Origin of the sequence: Micromonospora craniellae, from assembly GCF_014764405.1 — a bacterium.
GTDB classification, from domain to species: Bacteria; Actinomycetota; Actinomycetes; order Mycobacteriales; family Micromonosporaceae; genus Micromonospora; species Micromonospora craniellae.
In genome coordinates, this window is record NZ_CP061725.1 from 2,474,222 (window position 1) to 2,487,935 (window position 13,714).

Here is a 13,714-nt window from a genome sequence, read left to right on the forward strand (position 1 = left end):
TGCCGCGTCAGGCGGCGGCCAGGACCTCGTCGCCGATGGCGGTGAGCTGTTCGGCGCCCACCTCGACGGCGGACATGTAGTGGCGGAGCCACGAGCGGAGCCCGTCCGGCGTCCCGGTGGCGAAGGCGCCGGCCGCTCCGACGTACTCCGGCTCGCGTTCCCGGTGCCCGACGTCGACCGGCAGCAGGCCGCGTGGGTCGACGCCGCTGGCGAGCAGCACCAGGCGGGCCGCGCCCCGGGCCACCACGCTGGAGGGGCCGGCAAAGGGGCGCAGGTTGAGTAGTTCCCCGTGCACCACGGCGGCCAGCACCATAGGGGTGACCTTGGTGCCGCCGGCCACCAACGCGGCCAGGGCGTCGAGGCGGGCGGCGACCACCGGGTCGTCGACCGGGCGGCCCAGGTCGGGCTGGTCCACGATGTCGCGGGCGGCGAGTACGTGCAGCTTCGCGAGGGCCTGCCGGGGCGCTCTCGGCCAGAGGTCGGTCAGCCCGGGCAGCGCTCCGGCGACGCGCAGAGCGCCTTGGAGGACCGGTTCGGTGACGGTGCCGGCGCGTACCGCCTCACGCTCGTGGGGCCGGCCTTCCAGGCCGGCGCTGGCCACCGCGGACCGCAGGCCGACCTCGGCCGCGACCTGGCCGCCGTGACGGCGCAGCGCGCGGTGGCCGAGTGCCTGGTCGAATCGGGCGCGGGCGCGCGCGACGGCGTCGGCGACGTCGGCGAGGTCGAGTAGCGGCGCGAGCGGGTCGGCGGTCACCCCGTCACGCTATCGACCCGGCGATCCGCGCCGGGCACGAGTCGGCGGCGGCGGGGGTTCCGCAGGTGTTAGCAAGGGACCCTTCCTATGCACGAGGCGTTAATAAGGTGCCCTTCCTTACATCTCGGCGCGTGGGAGGGGCCGTTGGGCGACGAGGGCGGGCGGGATCGGTCGCCTGGGCCGCCCGCCCCGGCTAACCTGCCCGGAAGAGAGGCAGGTCACCCCGAGCGACGAGGAGTCACCGCATGAGCGAGGCATTGGCCAATCTGCTGAACGAGACGCGCCAGTTCCCGCCGCCAGCCGAACTCGCCGCCGCCGCCAACGTCACCGCGGACGCGTACATCGAGGCGCAGACCGACCGGCTGGCCTTCTGGGAGCGCCAGGCCGGACGCCTGACCTGGGCGAAGCAGTGGGACCAGGTGTTGGACTGGTCGACCCCGCCGTTCGCCAAGTGGTTCGTCGGCGGGCAGCTCAACGTGGCGTACAACTGTCTGGACCGGCACGTCGAGGCGGGCCGGGGCGACAGGGTGGCGATCCACTGGGAGGGCGAGCCGGGCGACACCCGGACCATCACCTACGCCGACCTGCACCGGATGACGTGCCAGGCGGCGAACGCCCTCACCGACCTGGGGGTGGTCGCCGGTGACCGGGTGGCGATCTACCTGCCGATGATCCCGGAAGCGGCGGTCGCGATGCTGGCCTGCGCCCGGATCGGCGCGACGCACAGCGTGGTCTTCGGCGGTTTCTCCGCCGAGTCGCTGACCAACCGGATCCAGGATGCCTCGGCCAAGGTCGTGATCACCGCCGACGGCGGGTACCGCCGGGGCAAGCCCTCGGCGCTCAAGCCGACCGTGGACGACGCGGTGGCGAACTGCCCGTCGGTGGAGCACGTGCTGGTGGTACGGCGTACCGGCGAGCAGGTCGGCTGGTCGGAGCGGGACCACTGGTGGCACGAGACGGTGGAGCAGGCGTCGACCGAGCACGCCGCGCAGCCGTTCGACGCCGAGCACCCGCTGTTCATCCTGTACACCAGCGGCACCACGGCCCGCCCGAAGGGCATCCTGCACACCACCGGCGGCTACCTGACCCAGACGTCGTACACCTCGCACGCGGTCTTCGACCTGAAGCCGGAGAGCGACGTCTACTGGTGCACCGCGGACATCGGTTGGGTGACCGGCCACTCCTACATCGTGTACGGCCCGCTCTCCAACGGCGTCAGTCAGGTCATGTACGAGGGCACCCCGGACACCCCGCACAAGGGCCGCTTCTGGGAGATCGTCGACAGGTACGGCGTGACCATCCTCTACACGGCACCGACGTTGATCCGCACCATGATGAAGTGGGGCGACGAGATCCCCGCCGAGTACAGCCTCTCCACGCTCCGCCTGCTCGGCAGCGTCGGTGAGCCGATCAACCCCGAGGCCTGGATGTGGTACAGGCAGCACGTCGGGCGGGGCGAACTGCCGATCGTGGACACCTGGTGGCAGACCGAGACCGGCGCCATGATGATCTCGCCGCTACCCGGGGTGACCGCCGCGAAGCCGGGTTCGGCGATGACGCCGCTGCCGGGTGTGAACGCCGACGTGGTGGACGACCAGGGCCAGTCGGTGCCCAACGGCGGCGGTGGTTACCTGGTGCTGCGTGAGCCGTGGCCGTCGATGCTGCGCACCATCTGGGGCGACGACAACCGGTTCATCGAGACGTACTGGTCCCGTTTCGGGGCGGGGGTGAGCGGCAACGCCGACGACCCGTGGATCTACTTCGCCGGTGACGGGGCGAAGAAGGACGACGACGGGCACCTCTGGCTGCTCGGCCGGGTGGACGACGTCATGTTGGTCTCCGGGCACAACATCTCCACCACGGAGGTGGAATCGGCGCTGGTGTCGCATCCGTCGGTGGCGGAGGCGGCGGTGGTCGGCGCCACCGACCCGACCACCGGACAGGCGATCGTGGCGTTCGCGATCCCGCGCGGCAGCATCGACACCGCGGGTGAGGCCGGCGAGCAGCTCATCGCCGACCTGCGTAACCACGTGGCGAAGACGCTCGGCCCGATCGCCAAGCCGCGACAGATCATGTTGGTGCCGGAGCTGCCGAAGACCCGCTCCGGCAAGATCATGCGGCGACTGCTGCGGGACGTGGCAGAGAACCGTTCGCTGGGTGACGTCACCACGTTGCAGGACTCGTCGGTGATGGACCTGATCGCCTCCGGCATGAGCGGGGGCAAGTCCGACGAGGACTGACGGACAGGCGTACCACTCGACGGGTGGCGGTCCGACGCGGACCGCCACCCGTCGATGTCTGTCCGGACCTGCGCGGACGAAGCGGCACCCGGAGTTGCCCGACCACGACACCGACCGCGTCGCCCCTGCCGGTCCCGGGGGGGGCCGGTCGGCCCACCCGGGTCGGCGGCGGCGAGGTCATAGGCTGTCGGTCATGACCGAGCAGCGCGGCGATGCCATCGACGAATCCTGCGTCCTCACCGAGGGGCCATGGACGCATCGGTTCGTCGGCGCCAACGGCAGCCGGTTCCACGTCGTGGAGGCGGGCACCGGTCCGATGGTGCTCTTCCTGCACGGCTTTCCCGAGCACTGGTGGGCCTGGCAGCGGATGCTGCCGGCGGTCGCCGACGCCGGTTTCCGCGCCGTCGCCGTCGACCTGCGCGGCTACGGCGCCAGCGACAAACCACCCCGGGGGTACGACGGCTACACCCTCGCCGCCGACGTGGCTGGCCTGATCCGCGCGTTGGGCGAACGCTCGGCGACCGTGGTCGGCGCCGGTGCCGGCGGCATGATCGCCTGGACGGTGGCGTCGTTCCACCCCAACCTGGTCCGCCGGCTGGTGGTGCTCGGCGCACCGCACCCGCTGCGGCTACGCGCCGCGATCTTCGCCGACCCGCGTGGCCAGTTCGCCGCGTCCACACCCGCGCTGAGGTTCCAGCTACCCCGCTACGAGCACGTCCTCACCCGGGACGACGCACGGGCGGTGGAGGAGATCCTGCGCCGTTGGGGCGGTCCCCGCTGGGTGAGCGGCCCGGAGTTCGCCGGGTACGCCAGCCGCTACCGGGAGGCGATGCGGATCCCGCAGGCCGCGTTCTGCGCGCTGGAGGGTTACCGGTGGGCGTTCCGGTCGGTGCTGCGGCTGCACGGGTACCGGTTCGTCAAGCTGATGCAGCGCCCGTTGGTCACCCCCACCCTGCAACTGCACGGGGCGCTGGACGTGGCCTCGTTGGCGCGTACCGCGCAGGGGTCGGGACGCTACGTCAGCGCACCGTACGAGTGGCGGCTGCTGGACGACATCGGGCACTTTCCGCACCTGGAGTCGCCGGAGCTGGTGCTGGGCGAGATCCTGCGCTGGACGAAGTCCTGAGGCGGTGCTCAGATCCGCTGTTCGCGGACGTCGGTGACCTCACCTACAGGCACCCAGCCCTGATAGACCCCGAAGTCGAAGGTCTCCAGGCGCATCGCCTGGGCGACCGGCCACCGGCCACCGGTGTACTCGACCCGCAGCCATCCGTCGTGCACGGCGAGCACGATGAACGGCTGCCCCTGCCAAGTGCAGGTCGTCCGGACGTACGCCAACTCCTCGACCTCTGCCGCCGGGACCACCCGGACGTAGCGGCCGGAGCGGACCTCCTCGAAGCCGTCGGCCGCCTCCGGCCGGTAGAGCCGGATCTCGCCGCCGTCCGGGCTGGCCTGGTATTCCCGGCCGCGCCAGCGGGCCACGTAGCCGTCGCGCATCACCGCTCACCGACCTGCCGCCAGGCGAGCGTGTCGGTGTCGAGCACGGCGACCAGCCGTTCGCTGCCGTCCGCGCCGATACGCAGCAGTTGTGCGCCGTGCGGCAGCCGGACGCTGTCCACCTTGAACTCGGCCACCACGTCGGAACTCTCGCCGGGGGCGAAACCGTTGCCCCGGAACGGTGGACGCTCGATCACCCAGCCCTCCATCGCCCGCATGGCGGCCTCGTTCTGCCCGCCGTACGGGATCCGGTAGAGGCTCGGCCGGTACGCCGGCCACCGCAGCACGTAGATCTGCTCGGCGTCGGCCGCGAAGGGCGACTCGGGATGGTTCAGGCCGAGCGCACCGTACAACCTGGCCGGTGTGTCGAGATGGGCCAGCTCACCGGCCCGGTGCACGAAACCGGAGACCCGGTCGTAGCCACGCTCCAGGTAGTAGCCGAGCTGGCTGGGTGCGATCGCCTTCTGCATCACGATCGGCCGCGCCGGGTCGACGACCGGTGCAGCCTCCCGTGGGTCGCTGGACGACACGACCGGCTCACCCGCCGACTCGGTCTCCCGCTCCGGGTCGTCACCGAGCCCCAACTCGGCGGCCCAGTTGGCCAGTCCGACGATCTGCTCACCAGGCAGCTTGGCGCCCACCGGCGTACCCGGATTGACTGCGAACGACCACGACGTGTCCGGCCATCGACGGATCAGCTGGACGAAGCGGACCTGGAGCGTCTCGGCGGCGGCCGGATCGGTGTGGTCGGCGAGCCGCTGCGGCGAGGTGTACGCCACCACGAAGGTCTGGCCGTCCAGTTGCACGGTGGGCCAGACGAAGCCCGGGTCGCCGGGCCGGGTGCCCGCGACGGAGTCGGCCGCCATCGGCATGAGGACCCGGGCCAGCAGCAGCGTGGACAGGAACGTATCGGTGCTGCCGGCCTCCGCCGCCTCCAGCAGGTTCACCTCGACCTCGTTGGCCGGCGTGAACGTGGCGGCCGACGGCGTGGCGGGGGACGCCGCGTCCGGTACGGCGGTCGAGGCGCTCGCCGCCGGGCTCTCCACCGTCGGGCTCTCCACCGTCGGGCTCTCCACCGTCGGCTCGGATCCGTCGCCCGACCCGGATGTCCCGGCCTCCGCGAACGTGGGCGACGTCGGCGGGTTGATCACCTCGGTGTCGATCGCCGACTCTGGTGTCGTCTCCAGGATCGGCACGGTCGGCTCGGACCCGACCGACGGCACCTCAGCGGTCGGCTCGGCGTCCGGCAACGGCACCTCAGCGGTCGGCTCGGCGTCCGGCAACGGCACCTCAGCGGTCGGCTCGGCGTCCGGCAACGGCACCTCAGCGGTCGGCTCGGACCCGACCGTCGGGATCCACCCGGTCGGGTCCGCCGTCACCGTCGGCACCCACGCGGTCGGCTCGGCTTCCACCAACGGAACCGGCGCGGTCGGCTCTGCCCCAGGCACCGGGACGCGCACTGTCGGCTCCGCCTCGCCCGTCGGCACCTCGACTGTCGGCTCGGCCTCCACCGTCGGGATCCACGCCGTTGTCCCCGGCTCGACTGAGGAAAGCGGCGCGGTCGGTTCGGCTCCAACCGTGGGCACCCACGTCGTGGGCTCCGTCTCCACCAGCGGAACGTGCGCAGTCGGCTCCGCCAACGGAACTCGCACGGTCGGCTCCGCCTCCGGCACCGGGACCCGTACCGTCGGTTCCGCCTCGACCTGCGGGACACGCACGGTCGGTTCGGTGCTCGGGAAGGTGGCGGACTCGTGCGGCCGGTGCTCGGGACGGGACGGGGCGGCGTCGACCGAGCTGAGGTCGCGGGCCTCGATGATGGTGCCCTCGATGACGATCGGGGTGAAGCCACGGCGGGGCGCGGGCGGGCCGGAGACCGGTTCCGCGGCCGACAGCTCCTCCGTGGGCTCCGCCGGCCCGCGAGGGGGCAACGCCTCGGTGGGGTCGCTGCTGCCGGCGAGACCACCCGGTTCGGGGCGGGTGCCCGACTCGGCACCGGTGAAGTCGAAGGCGCGGGTCTTTCCTTCGGCGGACGGATCACCGGCCGCTCCCCGTCGGGGGAACGGCTGCCCGCCCCGGGAAGCCAGCCGGGACGGAGGTGTCGCCCGGTCGGCCAGCCGGTCGGCGCGCTGGCCGGTACGGGAGTTCGACGGCTCGAAGAAGGACCTGCGGGGCGTCTGGCCGCTGCCGGTGTCGGGCCGGCCGTTGGACGGCGGGCCGGCCCGTTCGGGAGCACTCGGCCAGGCGGGACCGCCGGTCACAGACTCCTCGCCGGGTGCCGGTGTCGGTCGACGCGGTGACGGACCGCCCGGCCCCTCCACCCGACCGCCGCCGACGGCACTGAGCCTGCTCCCGAGAGTCTCCTGGCTCGCACCGCGTTCCGGGGCGGCCGGGGTACCCCAACCCGGGTCCGGTAGGCCCGACGATCCGCCGCCGGGCTGCTGATGATGTGGCCCGGCCACCGTGCCGGGCGCCGCCACCGGGGACTCGGGCAGTTGGAAGGCCGCCGGGGCCACCGGTTGCGGCGAGGCCGAAGGCCCCGGGCCGCCGCCGGGCGACCGTGGGGGGCTCGCCGGAGCGGGCGGGGTGCTCTGCGCCCGGGCGTCACGCGAACGGTTGAGCGCCTCCACCCGTTCCAACCGGGCCCGCGCACCGACCGTGCGTCCGGGCAGCCGCACGTCGCCACGGGACAGCTGGGAGACGTACCAGGCGGGCAGGTAGCCCTCGATCGGCAGACCGGGATTGACGGCCAGCCACCACTCGTGGTTGGGCCAGCCGGCGGCCAACTCCGCGTACCCGGAGCGCCGGCTGGGCCCGGCGTGGTCACCGAGACAGGACCGCATCGCCTCGGCCGAGGTGAACGCCAACACGTGGGTGCGGCCACCGGTCGTCCAGGTGCCCCAACCGGCTGGCACCTGACCCGGAACGGGCTGCGCGGAGATCGGCAACAGCAGCTCGACCCGGGACAGGACGCGGAAGTACGACTGCTGGTCGTGGCCGCGCAGCGCGTCCCGCATCGCCGCCTCGGCCTCGGTGGCCGGCACCCAGTCGGTCACGGCCACCCCTCCTCCCGGGCAATGCCATAGGTATCGCTTACAACCTACAAGGTGTCCACAAGATCACAATGCCAGGCCGTCGCCGGTCCGCCCGGTTCGTCGAGGGGCGCTAACATCCCGTTCCGGTGTCGACACGATACGGAGGCGGTCGATGTCCCGGTACGTCCCGCGCCCACTCCTCGCGGGTGTGGCCGCCGCCCTGCTGGCCGGGCCGATGACAGCGGCACCCGCCTCGGCCACGCGACCTGCGACGGCCGGGTTCCCGGAGCTTCCGGCCGCACCGGGCTGTGCCGCGCCGCCGGCACCGGCCCGGCCGGTGGCCACCGTGCCCTGGCCGCAGGAGCGGTACGCTCCGACGCGGCTGTCGCCGCTGGCGAACGGGTCCGGGGTGATCGTCGCGGTGGTCGACTCGGGCGTGGATCGCCGTCATCCGCAGCTCGCCGGTCGGGTGCTCGACGGCATCGATCTGCTCGACCCCGGCGGTGACGGCACCCGGGACTGCGTCGGCCACGGCACCGGCGTGGCCAGCATCATCGCCGCGGCCCCGCACGGGGACGTCGCCTTCCAGGGCCTGGCTCCGAACGCCCGGATCCTGCCGGTGCGGGTGAGCGAACAGCAGGTCGTGGACGGCCGGGGATCGGGGCGTACGGTCGCTCCAGAGGAGTTCGCCACGGCGATCCGCTGGGCGGTCGACAACGGCGCCGACGTAATCAACCTGTCCGTGACGCTGTACGCCGACCGGCCGCAGGTGCGGGCGGCCATCGCCTACGCGGTCACCCGGGACGTGGTCGTGGTGGCCGCCGCCGGCAACCTGCACGGCGAGGGCGATCCGCGCCCCTACCCCGCCGGGTACGAGCCGGTGATCGGGGTCGGCGCGATCGGCGCCGACGGGGCACGGGCCGGGTTCTCCCAGATCGGCCCCTACGTCGACCTGGTCGCGCCCGGCGCCGACGTGCTGATCGCCGCACCCGGGCGCGGCCACCAACGGGCCGAGGGGACCAGCTATGCCGCGCCCTTCGTGGCCGCGACCGCCGCGCTGGTGCGCCAGTACCGCCCGGATCTGACCGCCGCCGAGGTGGCCCGGCGGATCCTCGCGACCGCCGACCCGGCTCCCGGCGACGGCTACGGCGCGGGAGTGCTCAATCCGTACCGGGCGGTCACCGAGGCGGGCGTCACGACGCCACGCGCTCGACCGGCGGTCGGGTTGGACGCGGAACGGACGGACCCGGCACGGGTGGCGCAGCAGACCCGCCGGGACGCCGTGCGCGAACGCGCGCTCCTGTTCGCCGCCGCCGGGCTGCTGGCGGTGACCGTCGTCGTGCTGGCCGCCGTCGTGGTTCCGCAGGGCGTCCGGCGGCGGTGGCGCTCCGCCGACCCCCGCTGAACCGACGGCACAGGTGACGGTTGACGCCGACCGCCACGGTCGGGGCGGCCGGCGTCAACCGTGCGTCACTGGAACAGACCGGCGTTACGCTTCTCGGTGTCGAGATAGTCGGTCGCGGACTCGTCCACCGCCACCTTGATGTCGCGCAGCATCGCCTGGAGGTCCTGCGAGGCGTTGCGCCACCGGGCCTGACGCTGCTCGTACGCCTGCTGCGCCTCGCCGGACCAGCTCGCCACCAGCGGAGCGGCGTCCTGCTCCAGCTGACCGAGCTGCGAGTCGAGCGTGTTCAAGGCCCGCTGGATGTCCGCGCTGGCCTGTTGCAGCGCGGCGAAATTGACGACCAGCACACCGTTCTCCATCGGAAGTCTTCCCCCTGGGGTCGTGGCCTAGAGCGGCAGCTGGATGCCGCCGCGGTTGGTGGCGGACACTCGGCTGGCCGCCTCGGTGTCCGACGCGTCGTACTTCGTGCCGGCGGTGCGGATCGCGCCCGCGGTCTCCCGGAGGGCCCGCTGCAGGTTCGCCTGATCCTGCGCCCACTGTTGCTTGACCTGCTCGAACGACCGGCCACCCGCCCCGCGCCAGGCCTGCTGGAGGATCGCCAGCTGGGCCATCAGTCCACTGAGCATCGACTGCAACGACTGGTCCGTCTGCTCGAACTTCGCCGCGGTCTGTTGCATCACCGCGGCCTCTGCCTGGGTCTGGGAGGACACCCCGACGTCACCTCGTCTCTCGATCGTGGCTGGCCCTACGGTGGACGCCACCACCCGCGTCGCTGGAGGGTGTGCGCGAAGCGGGACGGGCCAACGAGAACTCGTCGCTGACAGTAGCGATACCGTCGCGTTTCTGCTACCCCGGCTTGCTCCCCTGTGGACAACGCGGCAGCAGGCGGGCCCCTACGATGGACGTCGATGACGTCGCGGGGTGTGATCACCGAAGAGGCCACGGTGCCGACCACCGGCACCCTCCTACGCCGCCCCGCCGACGCCTCCGGCCCCGACCGCCGGGTCGACGGCCGGCACGGACCACAGTGGAGGCGGAACCTTCGGCACGCGTACCGGCCGGCGGTCGGTCAGATCGTCACCACGCAGGTGGCGGCGGCGGTGCTCGTCGCCGCGCCGGGCCGGGACGCCCTGCCGACGGCGGCCGCGGTCCTGACGGCCGGTGCCCTGCTGGTCGGCGCCTGGGGGCGGGTACGTCGACGGTGGCTACACGAATGGCTGCGGATCGGGGCGGGCTATCTGGCCCGCCGGCGCCGGGTGAACCGCCCGACGGCCCTGCTCGACCTGGTGGCCCCGGAGTCCGTCGTCCGGCCCGCCGAGCTGGCCGGGTCCGCGGCCGCCGCCCTGGACGACCCGGACGGCCTGGTGGCTCTGCTCGACATCGGCGATCCCGCCGACCTGCTCGGTGCCGGCGCCCGGTCGTTGCCGCTGCCCACCGCGCTGCTGCCGGCCCGGACCGCCGAGGCACCGCCGGTACGTGTGCAACTGCTGCTCACCGTGACGGCGGCACCGGCGGTCGCGGCAGGTGGCGGGCCGGTGGCCACCTCGTACCGGCAGCTCACCGACGGGCGACTGGCCGGTGGGGAGCGCGCGGTGCTGGCCGTACGGGTGACACGGGTGGCGGGCTGGCCCGAGGAGGTGCTCCGGCGGGCGCTCGCCGGCACCGTACGCCGGATCATGCGGCGGCTGCGACCACTGCCCGTGCGTCCGCTCGGCACGCAGGCGACGCTGCGGGTGCTCGCCGAACTCGCGCACCACGACGGCCGCCCGCCCCGGGAGACCTGGCAGGGCGTCCGGTGCGGCGGGCTGTTGCAGAGCACCTTCGGGCTGCGGCGCTGGCCCACCGAGCCGCTGCACCGGTTGGTGCCCCGGCTGGCCAACCTGCCGGTGACAGCCACCACGGTGTCGCTGCACGCCGACACCGAGGCACCGGACCGGACCGAGCTGACCGTACGCCTGAGCGCGGCGACCCCGGCCGAGCTGGCCGCCGCCGGCCGGACGCTGAAGCAGGTCGTGGCGACCGCCGGTGGCGTGCTCGTCCGGCACGACGGCGCCCACCTGCACGGCTTCGCCGGCACGCTTCCGCTGGCGCGACCGGCTCGGCCGGTGACGCGTCGCCGAGCCCCGTCGACGCCCGGTTCGGACGACACGGAGTCGACGCTGCCGTACGGCTCGGCCGGATTGATGCTGGGCACCAACCGGCACGGCGAACCCGTCACCGTCCGACTGTTCCGGCCGGAGAGCACCCGGGTGATGCTCGTCGGCGGGGTGCCCACCGCCCAGTTGGTCGCCGTACGGGCGATGGCGCTCGGTGCCCGGGTGGTGGTACAGACGACCCGGCCACACGCCTGGGAGCCCTTCGTGCGTGGTGTCGGCGTACCCGGCCGGGCGATCCCGCTGGTGCCGCCGGACCGTCCGGCGGAAAGTCCGCCCGCCACCCCGCTGGCCCCGGTGCTCGTGGTGCGGGACGCGCCCCCACCGCCTCCGGGCCCTCGTCCGGGTGCCGCCTGGCAGACCACCCTGCAGGTACGCGACGAGCTGACCCCGGCCGACGCGGACGCACTGGCCCGCGCCGACCTGGCAGTGCTGTCGCCGCTGAGCCGGGCCGAATCGGCGGTCGCGGGCGGCGCGCTGGGTCTCGGTGCCGCCGCGCCATGGTTGGCGCGGATCCGGCCCGACATGGTGGCGGTGGTCAACCGGCGAGCCCTGCGCTGGGCGCTGCTGGCCGTCACGCCGATCGAGGCGCAGCTCATCGAGGCGCCCGTCCGGACCCGTCAGAGTTGATCTCGTGGGTTTCGCCGGTTCGCCCACCATGGCAGCATGCCCGCCATGAGTTTTCTGAAAGGTCTACTGATCCGGGTCGGCGCCACGGCGGTGGCCTTCTGGTTGGCCACGGTGATCATCCCCGGCATCTCCCTGAACACCGAGTCGATCGGTGAGACGGTACTGACGCTGGTCCTCGTCGCGGTGATCTTCGGCGTGGTGAACGGGGTGCTCCAGCCGATCATCAAGACCGTCGGGTGCGGCTTCTACCTGCTCACCCTCGGCCTGATCGCACTGGTGGTCAACGGTCTGCTGTTCCTGCTCACCGGCTGGATCGCCGACCAGGTGGGGCTGCCCTTCGACGTGGACGGCTTCTGGCCCGCCGCGGTGCTGGGTGCGCTCTTCGTCGGCATCGTCACCTGGCTCCTCGGCGCCATCCTCGACCGCGACTGACTCCCGAACGGGCGGCTCGACCTCGTCGACCGCCCGACCGGCCGTCCACCGGGCGGTCACCGTCGACACCGATGGCGACCGCCCGGCTCACGAAGGGTGAACGGTCGGGTCCTAGGATCCCGAGGATGTTCACCCGGACCCGTCACGACAGCTACACGATCAGCACCTCGCCCGATCTGCTCGACCTGGATCTGGTGCACACCTGGCTCTCCACCGACGCGTACTGGGCGCTCGGGCGGGACCGCGCGACGGTGGGCGCGGCGTTCGCCGGCTCGCTCGGGTTCGGCGTATACCGCCCGGCGGACGGCCGACAGGTCGCCGTCGCCCGGGTGATCACGGATCGGGCCACCTTCGGCTATCTCTGCGACGTCTACGTGGACCGGGCCGAGCGCGGACACGGGTTGGGCACCTGGCTGGCCGGCGCCGTCCGCGACCATCTCGCCGAGATCGGCGTACGCCGGATCCTGCTCGCCACCAACGACGCGCACGGGGTGTACGCCAAACTCGGCTTCACCGGGGTACGCGCCGACCGGTGGATGGAGTTCGACCGCCGTGAGTCGACCGTGACGCCGCTCACCGGCAAGGATCCACAGGGCGATCCGCCCCTTACGGTGAACACGTGACACCGCTCCGCCTCGGATACCTCTACGGCCTCGTCGCGTACCTGCTGTGGGGGTTCTTCCCGCTGTACTTCAAGCTGCTGCGCCCGACCGGACCGCTGGAGATCCTGGCCCACCGCGTGGTCTGGTCGGTGGCGTTCGTCGCGTTGCTGCTCGCCGTGATGCGCAACATCGGTTTCCTGCGCTTCCTGCTGCGTCGGCCACGCGCCCTGGCCGGGGTCGGTGCCGCCGCCACCCTGATCGCGATCAACTGGTTCACCTACATCTACGGTGTGAACTCCGACCGGGTGGTGGAGACCGCCCTCGGGTACTTCATCAATCCGCTGGTGGTGGTGTTGCTCGGCGTCCTGGTGCTGCGGGAGCAGCTGCGCCGGGCGCAGTGGGCCGCGCTCGGCGTCGGCGCGCTGGCGGTGGCCGTACTCACCGTCGACTACGGCCGGCTGCCGTACCTCGCGTTGACGCTGGCCTTCACGTTCGGCGGGTACAGCCTGGTGAAGAAGCGGCTGGGGCTGCCTGCGGCGGAGGGCCTCTTCGTCGAGTCCGCCGTGCTGGCCGTGCCGGCGCTGGTGTTCCTCGGCTGGCTCGCGGCCAGCGGCGACGCCGCCTTCGGCCGGGTCTCGGCCGGGCACACGGTGCTGTTGGTGCTGGCCGGCGCGTTGACCGCCATCCCGCTGCTGCTCTTCGCGGGCGCCGCGAACCGGCTGCCGCTGACCGCCCTCGGCATGCTCCAGTACGTGGCGCCGATCCTTCAACTGGCCTGCGGGGTGCTGATCTTCCATGAGCCGATGCCGCCGGCCCGCCTGGTCGGCTTCGCGCTGGTCTGGCTCGCGCTGATCGTCTTCACCGCCGACGCCGTCCGCCACGCCCGGCGCAACCGCCGCTCGCGCCGGGACAGCGAGGTCGGTGCTGCGGCAGCGGTGCCCGCCCCACGCTGACCGACCAGCGCCGCGC

General features: G+C 72.9%; 12 protein-coding genes. 7 read left to right on the top strand and 5 right to left on the bottom strand.

All coding sequences use genetic code 11. The features are described from left to right. Positions 1-7: 7 nt before the first annotated feature. Positions 8-754, bottom strand: a complete 747-nt coding sequence (locus tag ID554_RS10980) for an oxidoreductase (RefSeq protein ID WP_117229680.1) — start codon at positions 752-754, stop codon at positions 8-10. Positions 755-999: 245 nt separating this feature from the next. On the opposite strand from ID554_RS10980, the gene acs reads away from it, so the two are divergent. Both acs and ID554_RS10990 read left to right on the top strand, forming a co-directional pair. Further along, positions 1,000-2,994, top strand: coding sequence for an acetate--CoA ligase (gene acs / locus ID554_RS10985; protein WP_117229679.1), 1,995 nt, complete (start codon positions 1,000-1,002; stop codon positions 2,992-2,994). Positions 2,995-3,187: 193 nt separating this feature from the next. Then, a complete protein-coding gene (locus ID554_RS10990) occupies positions 3,188-4,120 on the top strand; it encodes an alpha/beta fold hydrolase (protein ID WP_117229678.1) in 933 nt (310 codons plus the stop codon). Between the two features lie 8 nt (positions 4,121-4,128). Here the strand turns inward: ID554_RS10990 and ID554_RS10995 are convergent, their stop codons facing one another. Then, complete coding sequence (locus ID554_RS10995) at positions 4,129-4,494, bottom strand: hypothetical protein (RefSeq protein ID WP_117229677.1); 366 nt, start codon at positions 4,492-4,494, stop codon at positions 4,129-4,131. Next, complete coding sequence (locus ID554_RS11000; RefSeq protein ID WP_223884534.1) at positions 4,491-7,544, bottom strand: SseB family protein; 3,054 nt, start codon at positions 7,542-7,544, stop codon at positions 4,491-4,493. Before ID554_RS11000 ends, ID554_RS10995 begins: the two co-directional genes overlap by 4 nt. Positions 7,545-7,695: 151 nt before the next feature. Between ID554_RS11000 and mycP the strand changes: the two genes are divergently transcribed. Continuing rightward, positions 7,696-8,928 carry a type VII secretion-associated serine protease mycosin gene (gene mycP / locus ID554_RS11005; RefSeq protein ID WP_117229676.1) on the top strand — a complete coding sequence of 411 codons (1,233 nt, stop codon included), beginning with the start codon at positions 7,696-7,698 and terminating at the stop codon, positions 8,926-8,928. Positions 8,929-8,993: 65 nt separating this feature from the next. On the opposite strand, the gene ID554_RS11010 is transcribed toward mycP, so the two are convergent. Together ID554_RS11010 and ID554_RS11015 are read right to left on the bottom strand one after the other, a co-directional pair. Then, positions 8,994-9,287: a WXG100 family type VII secretion target gene (locus ID554_RS11010; protein ID WP_117229675.1), complete on the bottom strand. Its 294-nt coding sequence runs from the start codon at positions 9,285-9,287 to the stop codon at positions 8,994-8,996. Positions 9,288-9,314: 27 nt separating this feature from the next. Next, on the bottom strand, positions 9,315-9,638 hold the full coding sequence (locus ID554_RS11015) for a WXG100 family type VII secretion target (RefSeq protein WP_223884535.1): 324 nt from the start codon (positions 9,636-9,638) through the stop codon (positions 9,315-9,317). A 198-nt stretch (positions 9,639-9,836) separates the two neighbouring features. Here ID554_RS11015 and eccE point away from each other — a divergent pair, with 198 nt between their 5' ends. From eccE to rarD, 4 genes are all read left to right on the top strand, one after another. Then, positions 9,837-11,711 carry a type VII secretion protein EccE gene (gene eccE / locus ID554_RS11020; RefSeq protein WP_117229674.1) on the top strand — a complete coding sequence of 625 codons (1,875 nt, stop codon included), beginning with the start codon at positions 9,837-9,839 and terminating at the stop codon, positions 11,709-11,711. A gap of 45 nt (positions 11,712-11,756) precedes the next feature. Next, the gene (locus ID554_RS11025; RefSeq protein WP_117229673.1) at positions 11,757-12,143 is read left to right on the top strand and encodes a phage holin family protein; all 387 of its coding nucleotides are present in this window, start codon (positions 11,757-11,759) and stop codon (positions 12,141-12,143) included. Positions 12,144-12,268: 125 nt separating this feature from the next. Next, on the top strand, positions 12,269-12,766 hold the full coding sequence (locus ID554_RS11030) for a GNAT family N-acetyltransferase (RefSeq protein ID WP_117229672.1): 498 nt from the start codon (positions 12,269-12,271) through the stop codon (positions 12,764-12,766). Continuing rightward, positions 12,763-13,698 carry an EamA family transporter RarD gene (gene rarD / locus ID554_RS11035; protein ID WP_117229671.1) on the top strand — a complete coding sequence of 312 codons (936 nt, stop codon included), beginning with the start codon at positions 12,763-12,765 and terminating at the stop codon, positions 13,696-13,698. The genes ID554_RS11030 and rarD overlap by 4 nt, the downstream gene beginning before the upstream one ends. Positions 13,699-13,714: the final 16 nt, after the last annotated feature.